This is a genomic window from Demequina sp. NBRC 110055 (genome assembly GCF_002090135.1).
Classification (GTDB): Bacteria; Actinomycetota; Actinomycetes; order Actinomycetales; family Demequinaceae; genus Demequina.
Genome location: NZ_BBRL01000004.1, coordinates 1,096,311 through 1,113,777 on the forward strand (window position 1 = coordinate 1,096,311; position 17,467 = coordinate 1,113,777).

At 64.3% G+C, this 17,467-nt stretch carries 12 protein-coding genes; 10 read left to right on the plus strand and 2 right to left on the minus strand.

What is annotated here, in order from left to right; all coding sequences use genetic code 11:
* Positions 1-38: 38 nt before the first annotated feature.
* Positions 39-605, plus strand: coding sequence for an asparaginase domain-containing protein (locus tag B7K24_RS05155; protein ID WP_084129045.1), 567 nt, complete (start codon positions 39-41; stop codon positions 603-605).
* On the opposite strand, the gene B7K24_RS05160 is transcribed toward B7K24_RS05155, so the two are convergent.
* Complete coding sequence (locus tag B7K24_RS05160) at positions 568-2,157, minus strand: glycoside hydrolase family 31 protein (protein ID WP_084129046.1); 1,590 nt, start codon at positions 2,155-2,157, stop codon at positions 568-570. The two genes, B7K24_RS05155 and B7K24_RS05160, sit on opposite strands and share 38 nt — an antisense overlap.
* A 188-nt stretch (positions 2,158-2,345) precedes the next feature.
* On the opposite strand from B7K24_RS05160, the gene B7K24_RS05165 reads away from it, so the two are divergent.
* The 9 genes from B7K24_RS05165 to manD all read left to right on the plus strand — a co-directional run bounded on the left by B7K24_RS05165 (position 2,346) and on the right by manD (position 13,771).
* The gene (locus B7K24_RS05165) at positions 2,346-3,395 is read left to right on the plus strand and encodes a LacI family DNA-binding transcriptional regulator (RefSeq protein ID WP_084129047.1); all 1,050 of its coding nucleotides are present in this window, start codon (positions 2,346-2,348) and stop codon (positions 3,393-3,395) included.
* Positions 3,396-3,536: 141 nt separating this feature from the next.
* Positions 3,537-4,205, plus strand: coding sequence for a DUF624 domain-containing protein (locus tag B7K24_RS05170; RefSeq protein ID WP_159449155.1), 669 nt, complete (start codon positions 3,537-3,539; stop codon positions 4,203-4,205).
* Between the two features lie 20 nt (positions 4,206-4,225).
* On the plus strand, positions 4,226-5,788 hold the full coding sequence (locus tag B7K24_RS05175; RefSeq protein WP_084129049.1) for an extracellular solute-binding protein: 1,563 nt from the start codon (positions 4,226-4,228) through the stop codon (positions 5,786-5,788).
* Between the two features lie 81 nt (positions 5,789-5,869).
* Entirely contained in the window at positions 5,870-6,847 is a 978-nt protein-coding gene (locus B7K24_RS05180) for a sugar ABC transporter permease (RefSeq protein ID WP_084129050.1), read from the plus strand.
* 9 nt (positions 6,848-6,856) lie between these two features.
* Positions 6,857-7,732: a carbohydrate ABC transporter permease gene (locus B7K24_RS05185; RefSeq protein ID WP_084129051.1), complete on the plus strand. Its 876-nt coding sequence runs from the start codon at positions 6,857-6,859 to the stop codon at positions 7,730-7,732.
* Between the two features lie 8 nt (positions 7,733-7,740).
* A complete protein-coding gene (locus tag B7K24_RS05190; protein WP_159449156.1) occupies positions 7,741-9,723 on the plus strand; it encodes a glycoside hydrolase family 28 protein in 1,983 nt (660 codons plus the stop codon).
* Entirely contained in the window at positions 9,720-11,351 is a 1,632-nt protein-coding gene (locus tag B7K24_RS05195) for a hypothetical protein (protein ID WP_084129053.1), read from the plus strand. The genes B7K24_RS05190 and B7K24_RS05195 overlap by 4 nt, the downstream gene beginning before the upstream one ends.
* Before the next feature lie 80 nt (positions 11,352-11,431).
* Complete coding sequence (locus B7K24_RS05200) at positions 11,432-12,436, plus strand: SGNH/GDSL hydrolase family protein (protein ID WP_200808277.1); 1,005 nt, start codon at positions 11,432-11,434, stop codon at positions 12,434-12,436.
* A gap of 96 nt (positions 12,437-12,532) precedes the next feature.
* The gene (gene manD, locus B7K24_RS05205; protein WP_084129055.1) at positions 12,533-13,771 is read left to right on the plus strand and encodes a D-mannonate dehydratase ManD; all 1,239 of its coding nucleotides are present in this window, start codon (positions 12,533-12,535) and stop codon (positions 13,769-13,771) included.
* A gap of 90 nt (positions 13,772-13,861) precedes the next feature.
* On the opposite strand, the gene B7K24_RS05210 is transcribed toward manD, so the two are convergent.
* Positions 13,862-17,191, minus strand: coding sequence for a DUF4978 domain-containing protein (locus B7K24_RS05210; RefSeq protein WP_144268131.1), 3,330 nt, complete (start codon positions 17,189-17,191; stop codon positions 13,862-13,864).
* Positions 17,192-17,467: the final 276 nt, after the last annotated feature.

Genomic DNA, 17,467 nt, shown 5'->3' on the forward strand with positions numbered 1-17,467 from the left:
TATCCTGAGCCCTCAAGAGTGGGCACGGGAGGACGCACATGAGCCACGCCACGGACATCACCGTCATCGCCACGGGCGGCACCATCGACAAGGAGTACCTGCTCTCGGGTGACCTCGCGGTGGGGGAGCCTGCCGCGACGCGCATCCTGCACACGATGGTGCCGTCAGTCACCGTGCGGGTGGTCGGCGTCCTCGCGATCGACAGCCGCGACATGACCGATGCCGACCGCGACGTGCTCGCCCGCGAGGTGGCGGCGACCGATGCGAGAGCCATCGTGATCACCCACGGCACCGACACGATGGCTGACACCGCCGAATACCTGGCCGCGCGCGTGTCGGACGGCGTCACGGTCGTCCTCACCGGGGCGCTGCGGCCCGAGACCGTGGCCGGGACCGACGCACACGTGAACCTGGGGTTTGCGCTCGCCGCTTCTCAGCTTGCGGGTCAGGGCGTATACGTGGCGATGGGCGCGCGGCTGTTTCCCGCGGGCGCGGTCCGCAAGGACCTCGCGACGGGGGCGTTTGTCGCGACGGTGGGCTCACGCCCGACGGCCCACCAGCGCGACGTCACTGACGGGCGAAGCGGGGAATGGAATCGAGAGTGACGTCAGCGGTGACTGTGCACGGTCCCTCGTAGGCGGTGCCGTCAAGGCCTCGCCACTGCCCGTCGGGCAAATGCACCACCCGCGTGCGTGCGCCGGGTTCGATCACCGGAGCGACGATGAGATCGGGGCCGAGGAAATACTGGTCCGTCACATCCGCCATTCCCGTCGCGTGGTACTCCATCGGTCGAAGCATCGGCTCGCCGGTAAGTGCGGCGTTGTCGAGGAGCTGTGAGATGAGCGGCATCAATGACTCACGCAAGGCCAAGGCCGCCTCCACTGCCGCGAGGTGCCGCGCGTCGAGCACGCGGAAGGGGAGCACAGAGAACTGCGCCATCGGGGCCATCGCCGCCACCTGCGCGTAACGTACGAAGAACTCTTGGTCGATCTCCGTCTGAGTCGACATTGAGGTGATCTCACCGCCGCCGATCATGTCGGGACAGACGTAGGGGTGGCCGATCATGCCTTGCGCGAGCATTTCGGGAATGAGCGCGCCGATGCCCTCCGGACCCCACAGTGGAGGCTTGTCCTGCAGTCGCTGCGCGAGCGGCTGTCCGCCCGACTTCCACGAGGCGCGGTACTCGTTGAACGGGTAGCGACTACCGAGCGAGGCCCACGCTTCGCACTGATCGACGGGCTGCGCTCCTGCCGCGGTCAGGTCGTCGGCGCGAAAGTCGCGGATGTCACCGCCGTCGAATTTGAACCCGTCGATGCCAACGTCGTGGACGAGGCGATCGAGTTGGTCAGTCATCCATGTGCGCGCTCGCGGATGTGAGAGGTCGAGTACAGCGCTAAGGCCGTTCCACCAACGACGTACGGCGGTGCGGCCCGATGCCTCACGGACGAGCAGGCCCTCGCTCTCGAGCGAACGAAAGGCCGCCGAATCCGGGCTGACGAATGGCACAACCCAGAGCATCACGTGGAAGCCTTGGCGATGGAGGATCCGCGTCATCTCGGCTGGATCGGGGAAGCGCGCGGGGTCGAAGTGCCATGTGCCATAGTCCGGAGACCAGCAGTCATCGATGAACAACGTTCCCGGCCTCATACCCGCATCCAGAATCCGCTGCGCGTAGGCGAGCACCGACGCCTGGGTGGGGTGGTAGGGCTGTTCAATCCACGTGTTGTATTGCGGCGCGGTGAAAAGTTCACGGGCGGGAGTCGAGCCAGATGCAGGGAAGTAGCGCGCCGAGGCGGCACGGAAAGCCTCACCCAGCGTCGAACCTGCGCGTTCGCTGACGAGCTCGTGGCCGCGCGCGTTGAGCGTGCCGTCCGCGAAGGTGAAGCTGAAGGGCCGTGGCGACCAGACGATGCGTCCGGTGGTCGATACCAGTAATGGGGCTGCCTGGTTGGAAGGCTTTCCCTCCTCCAGGAGTGCGGAAGAGGCATGTGGGGCCGCGAGGTCACGAGTAAAGCGGCGCCCGCCATAGGGCAAGGCATGCGCGTCCTCGACGGCGCCACCCCACCACCGTTCGCCCGGCTCGAGCGCGAGAGTCACCTCGGTGGCGGGTTGCGTCGCTGGGGCGGACGTGAGGGTGGCAGGCGGCTGGAGCGTCAAGGTATGTCCTTGCGGTCGAGGCCGGAGCGAGGTCAAGTCGCCCGGCGAGTCGTCGTCGATACGAATCAGCGTTGATACGTATCGCTATTACCGGCAACCGTAGGGCGTGCGCGACGGGGGCGCAAGTCTCGGAGGCTTGTGCGCGCCTTGTGGCCAGGCCGCTGCAGTGATCGCCTAGGTTGTGTGCCATGGCAGACACGCAGGGCAAGGGTGCTCGTTCTCGGCCCACCAGCAAGGACGTGGCGGCGCTGGCTGGCGTCGCTCAGAGCACCGTGTCGTACGTTCTCACCGGGAAGCGTGCGATCTCACCCGAGACCCGTCGGCGTGTCGAGGACGCGATTCGCGAACTCACGTACCACCCCAATGCGGGAGCACGTGCATTGCGAGGGGCGCGCACAAATGTCGTTGCGCTCGTTGTCCGGTTGGGCGTTGAGGCGGACCTCAATGAGACCGTGCCCTACCTCGAGACGGTCATGGGGGAGGCGCGTGCCCGCGACTATGAGGTCGTCATGAATACGGCTGACGAGGGGCCCGAGGGTCTCGAGCGACTTGCCGGAAGGCGCATTGCAGACGCATTCGTGCTCATGGATGTGCGGACCGATGATCCCCGCCTCGACGCTGCAGCAGGGCTCGAGCTTCCCGTGGTGCTTTTCGGTCGGCCCGCGGATCGCCATGGATTGGACGCGGTGGACTTTGACACCAGGCGCGCGGCCGAACTGCTCGTCGATGAGCTCGCCGACACCAACCACCGGCGGGTGGTGCTCGTCGGCGAGGGACCCGGCTTCAGTGCGACCGACCTGCGGTTTATTCGAGAGTTTCACGAGGGTGCGATCGCGCGCGCACGTGAGCGTGCGATGAGTATCGACATCGTCTCCCGGGAGCGGGAAGGCTGGGCTGGGATGGAGACGGCCGCGGCCCGCATCTTTGCGCACGCGGACGACCGCCTCGGCATTATCGCCCGCACGCCCCAGGTCACTGAGTGGGTGGCTCAGCTCGCGAGGATTCGTGAGTTGAAGGTGGGGCGCGACGTGTCGCTCGTAAGCATGTGCACCGACGCGAATGCGCAACTCTTTGAGCCGGCGGTGACCAATGTGTCACCTCAGCCTGATCGGCTCTCCCGGCTAGGCATGGATGTGCTCTTTGCCCGCATCGAGGGCGACGAGAGCCCGGCGCGGCTCCAGCTGGTTTCCCCAGAGCCGCCTGTCCGCCGCGGCAGCACGGTCCTCTTCCCTGCGTAACATGCGCGGCTGACCCCGTCGCGCGACCACACGCGTCGCGCTTGTCAAAACCATCATCCGCGCGTATGGTGACGCATGTCGATTCGAATCGACAGTGAATTGGAGCGTCGAAAGCTCCCCTCAACGGAGAGGTTTTGGGTCATGCAAGCATCGCGTACGGGATCACTCCTTTACGAAGCCGCCGATTGGGTGATCTGGACCCTGTCGCTCGCGATGTTCTGGATCCTCGGCACCATGGCTGGTCTCGTGGTGCTGGGGCTGGGACCCGCAACAGAGGCGGCGGCGACCCTGGTTCGCGAGCGGTCGCTTGGTCGTGCCGACCGGGTCTGGCGTGACGGTCCGCGGTTCTGGCTCGCATCCTTCGCCGGTGCCCAAGCCGCAGTTCTCCCCCTTGCCGTCGTCGTGAGCGTGCTCGCGGTCAACCTTCTCGCGACTCGCAGCGCGGGCGCCGACCTCACGTGGCTGCGCGTGATGTTGCTCGTGGCGATGGCCATCGTGTTGGTGGCGCTCGGGTGGGTGGGGCCGATGCGTGCGCACTACGAGATCGCTCCGTGGCGCGCGCCGTCACTGGCGGTGCGCATGGTGCTCGCGCGGCCCTTTTCCGCCGCACTCGCCATTCTTGTCGGCGCAGCCATCGCGGCCGCCGTTAACTTCTTCCCCCTCGCGGTCCTCGCCGCGCCGGGGGCGTGGGTAGTAGCAAACACGCTGCTAGCCCTTCATTTCTTCGCCGATAACGAGGCCCGGCGAAGCGGTGTCAGAGACGACTCCGAGACCTTTGGCCTTCCTGCGCGTCCGCTGCGGACGCACTGATCACGAGAGGCAATACCGACATGACAAAGATGTCTCGCCGTCGCGGCTTCATCGCCGCCGGCATCGGCTCGGGCCTGCTGGCCACCACCGCCCTCGCGGGGTGCTCAGGCGACGCCGCGGAGGAGTCGAAGTACTTCGACGCGGACGGCAACCTGACAATGCTCGACATCATGGTCGAGTTCTACACCGATGCGGCGCCGGACCCCGAGGGTGACCTTCATCAGGCCCTCGAGGAGCTTGCTGGGGTCGACCTCGACATCACATGGGTGCCCAACTCGAACTACGCCGACAAGGTCGCGACGACCCTCGCTTCGGGGGACATCCCTGCGGTGATGGCGGTACCTCAGAAGACGTCGGCGTTCGTGCAGAATGCCGAAGCCGGGGGATTTTGGGACATCACCGACCAGATCGCCGACTACCCCAACCTCCAGCCGTACGACGACGACGTGTTCGCGAACACTCTTGTGAACGGAGTTTCGTACGGCATCATGCGCTGGCGTGATCCGATGCGCACCACCGTCACCTACCGCGCTGACTGGCTCGAGAACCTCGGCCTCGAGGTGCCGGAAACCGTCGAAGATCTCTGGGCGGTCTCCGAGGCGTTCACCCACGACGACCCCGACGGCAATGGCGAAGACGACACCTACGGACTCATCTTCAGTAACTGGAGTGACCTCAACACGGGCACGCCCTTCGACGCCCTTCAGACCTGGTACGGAGCACCGAACGGGTGGGGTGTGATCGACGGCACGGTCACGCCTGACGTCGTCACCGACCAGTTCCTCGAGGCCAACACTGCGCTGCGGGAGGCCTACGCCGACGGCCAGGTCAATCAGGACTTCCCCACGCTCGACTCCGCCAACTGGAACGACCCCTTCTTCAATGGTCAGGGCGGCATCATCATCGGTTCCGGATCGACCGCCAAGGGCCTGCTTGGACTGTTTAAGGAGTCTGACCCCGACAATTACGGGGACTACGTGACGATCAGCGGCAGCCTCGCTGCAGCCGACGGCGAACTTCACGCGCTCCCCACCACCGGATCGGATGGCGTCATGGCGATCTCGAAGTCGGCCATCACGACGGAAGAGCAGCTGGACAAGGTGCTCGAGGTCCTCGACAAGCTCAACTCCGAAGAGGCGCAGCGCCTCATGGTGAACGGGATTGAGGGCGTGAGCTACGAGGTGGTCGATGGATTCTCGCAGCCCATCACCGATACCCCCGAGGGCGAGACGATGAACGCCGACACGAGCGCCTTCGGCCTCGTGAACATGGCCCAGAACGGCCGCAAGTTCTACGTCAAGGCACCCGACGGCGAGGCCGACAAGGCTCTCGTGTCGGAGCAGATCGACATCATGGCGCACGACCTTGACTACGCGGTGCCGAACGTTGGCCTCGCGTACGTGACGCCCACCCAGGCGGACAAGCAGACGCAGCTGGCCAACATCATCATCGATGCCAGGACCAAGTACGTGGTCGGACAGATCGATGAGGCCGGATTCCGCGCCGAGATCCAGCGCTGGCTCGACGAGGGCGGTCAGCAAATTGTGGATGAGCTCAACGAGGCGTACAGCGCCGATCACTAGAACGCGGCGGTCCGGGGAGGCTTGTCCTCCCCGTACCGGCGTCGCGTCGTTCCATAAGGCTCACGAGAGAGGAGTCCAGCGATGGCGGTGGACACGTACGAGGTAAAGGCGCCAGCGCCCGACGGCGAGGTCCGGGAAACCGCGCGCCCGCGGAAGGTGCCGCTGCAGGTGCGGCTCCTGCAGTACCGATGGCTCATGCTGCTTCTGCTCCCGGGAGTCATCTACTTCGTGGTCTTCAAGTACATGCCCATGTACGGGGTGACGCTCGCGTTCAAGGACTACGTCCCGGTGCTGGGATGGTCGGACAGCCCGTGGGTAGGCCTCAAGCACTTTGACCGGATGTTCACGTCGCCGGACTTCCCGCGCGTGTTCTGGAACACCGTCGTGCTCGCGTTCCTCAACGTCGTCATCGTGTTCCCGATGCCGATCATCGTCGCACTGATGCTCAACGAGCTGAGGGTGACAGTGTTGAAGCGCATGATCCAGACCGCGATTTACATCCCCCATTTCCTGTCGTGGGCGATTGTGGCGTCGATCACCTTCTTGTTGTTCGCCTACGGTGACGGTCCTCTCACCCTGCTCGTGGAACGCCTCACGGGCGACACCGAGAGCATCCTCACGGATCCGGCGTGGTTCCGGCCGCTCATCATTTTGCAGACGCTGTGGAAGTCCGTGGGTTGGGGCACGATCATCTATCTCGCCGCCCTCGCTGGAGTCGACGCGTCACTGTACGAGGCCGCCCGCATCGACGGGGCAACGCGCATGCGGCAACTGTGGCATGTCACCCTTCCTGCGATCCGCAGCACCATCATTGTGATGCTGATCCTGCAAAGCGGGACCTTGCTGGATACGGGCTTCGAGCAGATCTACTTGATGACCAACTCGCTCAACCGTGGGGTCGCCGAGGTCCTTGACACCTACACCTATTACATGGGAATCGAGCAGGGTGCCTTCTCGTATTCCACTGCGGTGGGGCTGTTCAAGGGCGTCATCGGCGCGGTCCTCATCTTCGGCACGAACTTCCTCGCCAAGAAGTTCAACCAGAGCACTCTGTTCTAGGGATAGCGCATGTCAGTTCACACCTCACGGTCCGAAAAGGCGCTCGATGTCACCAACGCCCTCGTTCTCATTGCTTTGGGGCTCGTCACCGTGGTGCCATTCATCTTCGTGATCGCGGGCTCATTCGCGACCGAGTCCGAGCTCACCGCCCGGCCCTTCTTCCTTTGGCCCGAGCAGTTCACGACGGCGTCCTATGACTTCATTTTGTCGACGGATACCTTCCTACGCAGCCTGCTCGTCACTGTCGGTGTCACGGTCTTTGGCACGCTCGTCCAACTCCTCTTGACGTTCACGATGGCGTATCCGCTGTCAAAGCGGTACCTGCCGGGTCGCACGCTGATTCTGAACCTCGTCGTGTTCACGATGGTGTTCACGGGTGGAATGATTCCCACGTTCTTGGTGGTCAAGAGCATGGGGCTGCTGGACTCTTACTGGGCGCTGATCTTGCCGCTCGCGATCAGCCCCTTCTATCTGATCATCGTTAAGAATTTCTTCCAGGAGTTGCCTGAGGAGTTGCAGCAGGCGGCCAAAGTCGATGGTTGTAGCGAGATCGGCGTGTTCTTCCGCATCGTGCTGCCGCTGTCGAAGCCGGTACTCGCGACCTTTGCACTCTTTTACGCGGTGGGAATTTGGAACGACTTTATGTCTCCGCTGCTGTATATCAACGACTCTTCGATGTGGACCCTTCAGATGTTTGTGCGCCAAGTCACGTCTTCGGCGAGCCTGAGCAACACGCTCGGCCAGACCAATCTCGACATCGTGCCGCCAGAGCAGGGTGTCCAGTTCGCCGTCATCGTGGCGGCGACCTTGCCCATTTTGATTCTGTACCCCTTCTTGCAAAAACACTTTGCCAAGGGAATTCTCATTGGAGCGGTGAAGGGATGACTCTCGACATGGTTGACCAGGCGGGCATTGCCGGCACATGGGACGATGCGCGTTACAGCGAGATCGTCGATGACGTGTACCGGCACGTCCCTCGGTTCGATGGGCCAGTGATCGACATTGCCGCCGAGCCGTACTCGTCTCTGGTGCGGCTCGAGACCGAGGTGTATGCCGACGGCAATCTCGCCGGAGACCCGGCGTCCACCGATTCGCCTCTCATCATGCGGGAGCGGCCAGTCTGGTACTACGGAGACGCCATCGCGGCGGCCATCGCCGAATGTCACCGTCGTGGCGGTGGCACGGTCTTGATCCCTCCGGACTCGTCACGCAATCCCGATGGCGCGCATTACACAGGAGCGATCCGGCTCCTCAGTGGGGTTCAAGTGCGTGTCGAGGCCGGCGTCACGGTCAAGTTCATGCGCAACATCGACAGTCGCTTCTATCCGGCGGTGCGCACGAGCTACCAAGGTTCGGACCTTTACTCGATGTCGCCCTTGGTCTATGCCTATGGCGCGCGCAACGTCGGCATCAGCGGGGGAGGGACGCTCGACGGCCAGGAGGATCTGTGGAACTGGCGGCCCTTCAAGAAGGGCTATTGGGGATGCCCCGACGTGGAAGGCGGCACCCCGGCGCCCGGATTGGGAGATCTCAACACCCTGCTGGGCATGAACGTCGCGGGCGTGGCGGTGGAGGAGCGCATCTTTACCGCGAGCGGCGCGCGGCCGGCCACCATTGAGCGTCGCGGTCCCGACGGAACCCTGACGAGCGCGCCACTGGACGAATCGACACCGGTCTATCGGTCAACATTCAGGCCGTCCTTTATCCAGACCTTTGAGTGCGAAAACGTCCTCATCGAGGGCATCAAGATTCGCAATGCGCCCTTCTGGATCGTCCATCCGGTGAGCAGCCGTCGAGTGATGATCAGAGACCTCGACGTGTTCAATGACCGCGACGTGCTGGGATTCGAGCCGCACACCTGGAACAACGACGACGGGATCGACCCGGAGTCGTGCGAGAACGTTGTCATTGAGCGATGCCGCATCAATGTCAACGATGATGGGGTGGCGGTGAAGTCAGGCCGCGATCGGGACGGCCGTGAGCGGCGCGAACCCTGCAACGGGCTCGTCATCCGTGACTGCCACGTGCGCAACGACACCGGCAACTCTGCGGGCATCTCCATGGGCTCGGAGGTCTCGGGAGGCGTGCGCGACGTGTTTGTGCACGACGTGGTCTTCGACGGTCGTGGACTGATGCACGCGCTCAAGATCAAGACCAACGCCACGCGCGGCGGCGCGATTGAGGACATCCATCTTCGCGACTGCACCGTTCACCAGGTGGGTCTGTCCCTCATCCAGCTGGACACGAACTACGGGATCGCGCCGCCGATTCCCGGCACCGATATCCACGATCCGGTGATCCGCCGGATCAGCGTGGTGAATGTCAGCACGGTGGCGCCGGTGCCCGCGGGAGTGCCGCTGTTTACCGTCCCGAGTTCCGTATCGCGCTCCCCGGTTTCGTCCGTGCGCTACGCGCATGCGACGTTCCATGCCGCCCGTGCTGGCTCAACGGGACTGAAGTTCGGTCGCTTTGTGCGTGACGTTATTCTCGAGGACGTCACATTCGCCGATCCCGTCACAAGAGAGACTGAGACCTACTCGTCGAAGCCTCTGGAGTTCGTCGATCTCGTGGTGCGCGACGACCGCGGAGTTGGTCTTCCGGTCCCCGGAGGAGGAGACCCCGTTGCCGTGACGGGCCGTTTCACGGTCGAGGGCCGTGTCACGTGGGGAGGCGAGCCAGTGGAGGGCGAGGTGCGTTTGCACGTCGACCGGGACGCAGAAGGCGTGGTGCTGACCGCCGACGCGGAGGGACGGTTCACGTCGGACCCCATTGATCCCGACCGCACCGGCTTTTGGTACGCCGGCATCACCTACGCGGCGCTCCACGTCGCCATTGACGGCATGGCACACACCGAGGTTGTGAGGGTGACGGCATGAGTTGGGGCGAGGGCCGCCCGGAGCTTGGTATTCAGGGGCCCGTCGTGGCGTGGCAGGACCCGTGGGCGGGCGACGCATCCGACGCCATCATGCGCACGGGAACGGGCCGGCTCGTGGCGTCCCAGGATCCGGCTCCCTCGCCGCAGGATTTCGTCGGGCTGCTCGGTGAACTCGGTGCGGACTTCTATGTTCACCATGTCATGCCGGGTCTGGACGGGCACGACCAAATGGTGGAGGATCTCGCCGGCGCCTCCATCGATGTCGTGCTCGGCAATGAGTACGGCAACATCAACGGTCCTTGGGTCGAGGGGACCAACCGTTTCGACATTCCCACGTCCGCGATCGCATCGGCGTCTGCGAGGGGAATCCTCGCCGGGGTGTTGTATGACGAGCCCGAGCACCTTCAGATCAACGCGGGCCAGTACCGCCATGACGGCTGGTATCCACATTTCGCCGACACGGCGGGCGCCGACCTTGCAGCCGCGGGTAGCGCCGTGGCGGCGAGCGTGCGGGACGTGGTGGCCGATGCCCAAGCTGCGGCCGCCGCGCCGCTGACGGTGGCGGCGGAACACGTCTTCCCCACGATGTTCCACACGCTTGCACGCGGCGGGATGGCGCCCACGCCGAAGATGATGAAGGAGTCCTTCCACCCGGTGCAGATGGCGATGGCCATGGGTGCGGCGCTCCAGTACGACCGCCCATTGTGGGTGTGTGCTGATCTGTGGGGACCGGACATCGGCCCCTGGTTCACGCGCGCGCCGGGGTTCCCGGGTCATTCGCCCGAGGAGTTCGCCACTGCGCTACGGATGGCATACCTGCTGGCGCCCGACAAGCTCTTTGTCGAGAACATTGATGTGCTCGCTCGCTTCGGCGGAGATTCCTTTGTCCTCACCGAATTCGGCGACGTGTGGAGCGAGTTTGTCCGCAGCTTCGTGCCGACGGCCGGCGTGGATTGGTCGTTCCGTGACGCGACCCCGAACGTTGCGCTGATCCATGCCGACGACAGCGACTTTGGGCGTGGGGTGCAGGCGTTCGGCGACCGCGACGCGCGTGCACCCGAGCAGGCGAGCAGCGTCTTCGACGCATGGCGGGTCCTGACTCACGCCACGACGCCGCCGCACGGAATCAGCCTGCACATCGACGGGTATCGGTTTCCTCGCGTGGAGCTCGACGGTGTGGCGCGTGACCAGTTCCCGCTGACGCACGGCGCCCCGGCGCCCACCCACGTCCACGAGCCTTTTCAGCCGGCGCACAATGTTCTCGTCTACGACGAGATGGTGTCCGATGCCCGCCTGCCCGACGCGCCCGTCATTGTCGTCGTCGGTTCACGATTGCCCGACGCCACCCGCGACATGCTGGTGCGGCGCGCCGAACGCGGCGCGACCGTCGTCATCGGCGATTGGCTCGCGGCCGGAATCGCTTCGGGTCGCAAGGGCGAGGGTGTATGGATCGCGACTGAACGCGTCGGCGCGGACGACGCGATGGAGGTCCTCGCACCACACCTGGGCTCGGCCGACGAGTGGACCCAGCGCTTCGGTGACGTTGAGGTGGTCTTCGTGCGGAGCGAGAGCGCGCCAGCAGGAGTAGAGATTTCGGTCAGGCGCCCCGTGGCGCCCGTGCGACGATGAGCTCGGAGGCGTCAGCGGCGATGGCGACAGTAGGGGTGCCCGACCACCACGAGTCTGTGAGTGGGACAACTACGGTACGGATGGGGGAGCCGCCTCTGTCCCTTCACGGGCTCTCCCACGTCGACGCACGCGCGCAGGAGTTTTGGCGTCTTCCGCCGGATCTCATCGCGAGCCTGCCCGAGCCCTATGAGCGGTTGGGGCGGCGCCCCGCAGGTGGTCGCGTGAGGTTCGCGACCAACGCGACCTCGTTCACTGTCCGCCTCGTGCTGAAGACGGAAAGCGTCGACCCGACCATGGCGCTGCCGGCGGCGGCCGGAGCGGACGTCTACATCGGCGCGGGCATGGGTGCCCGGTTTGTGGGCCAGGTCGCACCACGGGCGTACGGGTACGCGGGCGTGCCATTCGAGGTGTCCATCGTGAAGGGCCCTGGCTGGGAGACCGTCACGATCAATCTTCCTCGAAACGAGCAAATCGAGTCCCTAGAGGTCGATCTTCCCCCGAGTGCGCGCCTCACCGTGGCCCCGTCGTACCGTCATGCGGCGCCCATCGTCTTTTACGGTTCGTCGATCACCGAGGGCGCGGCAGCGCCGCGACCCGGGGCGGCTTATACGAGCACGGTCGCGAGGTGGCTCGACTCCGATCACCTCAACTACGGGTTTTCCGGCAATGCCCAAGGTGAGCAGGCCGTCGCCGCACACATCGCTGCGCACGACGCCCTCACGGCCTTCGTCCTCGACTACGACCACAACGCGCCGACGGTCGAACACCTTGACCTGACACACCGCCCCTTCTTCGAGACGGTCCGTGCCGCCCATCCCGACATTCCCGTGCTCATCATGACTCGTCCCGAGGTCGATGCGGATCCAGAGGACTCCGCACGCCGGCGGGACGTCGCGATGGAGACGTTTCTTACCGCCCGGGCCGACGGCGATCGTCAGGTGTGGTTCCTCGATGGGCACGAGCTCTTTGGCACGGTGGGTCGAGAGGAGTGCACCATCGATCGGCTCCACCCCACCTCGCTGGGTTTCCACAGGATGGCGGTGCGGGTACATGCGGTGCTCAAGCGCGCCCTCAACCTCAACTGAGTCCGCCGGCGCCCGCGACGGCGCGGCACTGCTGTGCCCGCATACCGGCCGGTGGGCGAACACGTCCGGCACACCTTACGAGAGAAAGGATCCCCCGTGATCATCGACAAGGCCGAGGTCATCGTCACCAGCCCGGACCGCAACTTCGTCACGCTCAAACTGACGACCGCGGACGGCGTCACCGGCATTGGCGACGCCACACTCAACGGGCGCGAGCTTGCCGTGGTGGCCTACCTCGAGGAACACGTCGCGCCTCTTCTCATCGGGGCCGACGCGACCCGCATCGAAGACACCTGGCAGTTCCTTTACCGGTCGGCGTACTGGCGGAGGGGCCCCGTGACGATGGCCGCGAGCGCAGCTGTCGACATGGCGCTGTGGGACATCAAGGGCAAGGCGGCGGGCATGCCCGTGTACCAGTTGCTTGGCGGGGCCAGTCGCACGGGCTTGCTCGCCTATGGCCATGCATCGGGCAGGGACCTACCCGAATTGTTCGAGTCGGTCCGTGCTCACCTTGACCAGGGCTACCAGGCCATTCGAGTTCAGACCGGTGTGCCGGGTCTCAAGGCCATCTATGGCATCGCAGCCCAGGCGGCGCAAGCGGGCGGGGGAGAGGCGAGGTACGACCACGAGCCCGCTCGCCGGGGCGCGCGTCCCGTACAGGAGGATTGGGACACGCGCGCCTATCTGCGCCACCTTCCGGGGGTCTTTGAGGCGGTGCGCCACGAATTCGGCCCGGAGTTGCCGCTCCTGCATGACGGTCACCACCGTATGACACCGATTCAGGCGGCGCAGCTGGGCAAGTCGCTCGAACCATACGACCTGTTCTGGCTCGAGGATTGCACTCCGGCCGAGAACCAGGAGGCGTTGCGACTGGTGCGCCAGCACACGACGACGCCGCTGGCCATCGGCGAGATCTTCAACACCGCGTGGGACTTCAAGGACATCATCAGGGACCAACTCATCGACTATGTCCGTGGCGCGGTGACGCACATGGGAGGAATAACGCCCCTGAAGAAGACCCTGGAGTACGCGGCGATGTACCAGATCAAGTCGGGGATGCATGGGCCCACCGACATCTCCCCGGTGGGGATGGCCGCCGCCATGCATCTGGGCCTCGCCATCCACAACTTCGGCATCCAGGAGTACATGCAGCACGGAGCCAGGACCAATCAGGTCTTCGAGCAGTCCTTTACCTGGGAAGGCGGGCACCTCCACCCGGGGGATGCTCCCGGTCTCGGCGTCGAGCTCAACGTCGACGAGGCGGGTAAGTACCCATACGAGCAGGCCTATCTCCCGTTTAACCGGCTCGCGGACGGGACCGTACACGACTGGTAGGGCGCCGTGTCAGGCAGCACAGTCTCCTGACATGAGGAGGGGTGGGGAGGACGGCATCACCGTCCTCCCCACCCCTCCTTGGTGCGTGGCCTAACTCAGTTCGAACGTGCGGGTCGTGACATTGCCTGCCACGTCGTACACCCGCAGGGTGTTGGACCCCGCGACGGCGCCGAGGCTTCCGGCACGCACCGTGTTGACGTCGGACCACGCGTTGTTCACGAGGTCTTTGACGACCCCGTTGATCTCAACGCGATCGACCTTGCCCGAGTCGTACAGCTTGAAACTCACGACGTCGTAGGCGTCACCGTTGTCGACGGTGAATGATGCCCCGGTCTTGACTGTGACAGTGGGCGCCGTCGTATCGACGACGAACGCCGCCTGGCCAGTCGCCGAGACATTGCCCGCGACGTCATGCGCGTTGTATTTGACGGTGTAGCTCCCGTCGGGCAGGTTGACCGTGGCCTCGTGAGTTGCCGACGTAGCGCCGTTGGCCTTGGTCTGGGTGCTCTTGACGAGCGTGCCATCCCGGTAGATGTTGGCGACGAGCGTCGCCAACCCCTGGTTGTCCGACGCGTCAACCTGGACGTGCACCGCGCTGAACGGTCCCGCCGTTGCCGGCGACACGAGGATGGCCTCCGGGCGGGTGAGGTCCACCGTGGGCGCGGCGATCGGAGTCGCGGCGACCGTGACTTTGTCGATGTACGCGATGCTCTTGTCTCCGGTGGAGAATCTCACCTTCGCGACGTCGTCGGTGGCCTGGACCAGCGGCACGTCGTCGGCCATGACCTTGCCGTCGATCGCGAGTGACAACACATCGCGAGCGGTGTCGATTTCCAGCGTAACCTCGTAGAACTTCCTGGTGATGTACCCCTGGAGCTCGACGCTGCCACCCTCGGACGTGACGTAGGCGATCTTTCCGGCGTCGGTGAAGTCAACTCCGGCGATGAGGCTGCCGCTGCTGTCATAGACGTATGGGGCACGCAGGCCTTGGCTCGTGGCGTCCTTGAGGATGCGAGCCGAGACTCGTACTGTCCCGTCGACCGGATCGATCTCCTTGTCGGCGTAGGTCTCGCCTTCGACGCTCGACGTGCGGCGGAGCCTAAGGCTCTTGTCCGCGTCGCCCGGCTTCGGGTAGACCTCCGCGATGGTGTCGTTGGGGGAGACGGTCCAGCCCTCTGGCGACGCCCAGGTCGCCTGGCTGTCGAATCCTTCGTCGAGGACCGTCGTGGTGGCCGATGCGGCAATCGGGTGCGTCGTGACGACCTGGACCGTCTCGTACGCCTCGAGTTCGAGGACGATGTCGCCGTCCACCGTGGTGAATCCCTTGGCGGCCTCGACGCTCCACTCGTCGTTTGCGTCGTAGTGGCCGCTCGTGACCTCCACAGGTCCGTACTGCGCGAGCCCATCCAGCGTGAACAGCGCGTCAGTCTTGCTCGCCAGGGCAATCGTGTCGTCGGCCTTCTCGATCGCCACCCCGACGCCCTTGTTCGTGGTCGTGTACGTCACGGGCACGCTACGGATGTTCTTCGTCGAGGTCGACGATTCGTTCGCACGGGCATTGAAGAATTTCAGTTGGTCGCCGCCATTGCTGTCGGGTGACTTGGTGGCGAGGTCGTACGCGAACGTCTTGAGCCAGTTGTTGGTGGCGGCAATACCCTCGACGTTGGTGTTCTGCGCGGCAAAGTCGTAGAAGTACATGCCGAACGGGCCGCCGCCAATGTACTGGTACTGGTTGTAGACGGCACCGCCTGCAATGGTGGCGAGTGCGAGGTAATCGCCGTTGTCGAGACGCCCCGAGTTTTCCATCACCATGGGCAGGTTGCCGCCGTGGTCGTATCGCTCGTAGTAGCGGTCGTCCCACAGGCCCTGACCATAGAGATATGCCTCGTTGGTGTCGTCGAAGTAGGGGTCGTATCCCACGAAGTCGACGTACGAGGTCTCACCGCGAGCCTTCATCTGCTCGTTGTTGTAGACGTAGTTCATCTCCGCCGAATGGAAGTTGATACGGGTGTAGACCGGGTAATCGGACTGCTTGACCGCGGCCCCGAGGTTCTGGGAGTAGTCCATGAAGGACTGGTTCATGAACTTGGAGGCCGACGTGTAGCCGCCCGCTTCGTACGCAGCCTGGCTATAGGGGGCGTACGACCTGCCGCCGAAGATCGCGGCGCCGGGTTCATTCACGAGCTGTGCGCCGATGACCGTGTGCTTGTTTCCGTGAGCGTCGTCGTACTGCGCGATGTGGTCGAAGACGCTCTGGAGTGCGGTGTACTCGAGCTCACGCAACTGCGGGTCGTCGAGCGACATCATGTACATGTACGTGGTGTTCTTTCGGACGTCGGGTCCGCCGCCCTTCTTCACGAGGGTGGAGCCGTCCTTGGCTTGGGCCTTCTCGTAGTTGCGGATGACGTAGTACGGGGTGGAGTTGTCCGCGGTAACTTTCACGATCTGCGATCCCAGCCACAGGATCTCCATCTTCATTTCGGCGGACTCGGCCCAGCCCACCATCTTGTCGACCCAGGAGTAGTCCCACACGTCAGCGCGTGAGATCACGAGCTTGGGTGACACCGACGCGCCCGCTCCGTCGATGCTGACGCCCACGGAGTTGCTGCCGTCGGCGACGAGCATGAAACTCGCCAGCTTGCCCTGGGGATAGGCGATGTCGTTGAGGAAGTCGGTCACGTCGAAGTCGTACACGTGCACCTGGTCAATGGGATCCCACGAGGGAGTCCCGCCGAGGTCGACGTAGTCGATCCCCTCCTCGCCGGTGATGGCGTAGTCGTCATGGTTCGGCGAACCCGAATTCCAGGTCATGGTCGAGGCGTCCCATGAGTTGTCGGCGATGCCGTAGAGGCGCAGGTGGGCCGTGCCGGCATCCTTCTCGTTGACTCGGATGCGGATCTTGGAGGCATCGGCCGACGACCCGGAGATGTCCGAGAAGTCGAACTGGAAGTAGGAGATCGCTTGAGCGTCGGGGTTCTCCGGATCGAAGCGAACCTTCAACGACTCCTCCGATGAGAAGTTCGTGTCGGCGTGCGTTCCGGCCGCAACGTACCCGGACGTGGTCGCGGAATAGACCTGGTCCGGTTGGATGTCGAGCCAGTTGAGGTGAGAGTTCGCCACGGTGAACCCGTCCTCTGCCGCTTCGTTGTAGACACGCTGATACTCGGCGTCCGTCCACGTGGTGTTGTTCTGAATCCAGTCAGTGCGGATCTGTGTCCCGTTGAAGAAGAACGGCTCGCCGTCGACGAGCATGACTTGCTCTTTGGCGTTCGGGTCCGTGTTCTGCTGGATCTCGGAGATCGGATTGGCCCCGGAGGTTGCAGGCTCCGAGGCCTCCGCGGGAGTAAGAGCGGTGAGGCTGGCACACACCGCGAGAGCGGCGAGTGTGGCGCCCGTCCGCCGGCGTATAGGTGTAGACATCGTTGTCTCCTGACGTCACGTCGTTGTTCGTAGGGGTGACGCCCCGACCCGTCGCTGTCGATACGAATCGAAACGCCAGGTCGATTGTGCCGGTATTGGGGAAGGTGCGCAACTGCTCCCGTCTTGCCCGGTTTTGTTCTGTTGTCGGGGGCCCAGTCCGGATCGTGAATGCACGCCTGGTGTCGAACGGAGATACGTATCGCTGGGGCGAGTGAATGCGGTCCCAAATCGGGTCGTGTGAGCTCCGCCACGGTGCGCGCATTCCTCGGTTTCAGG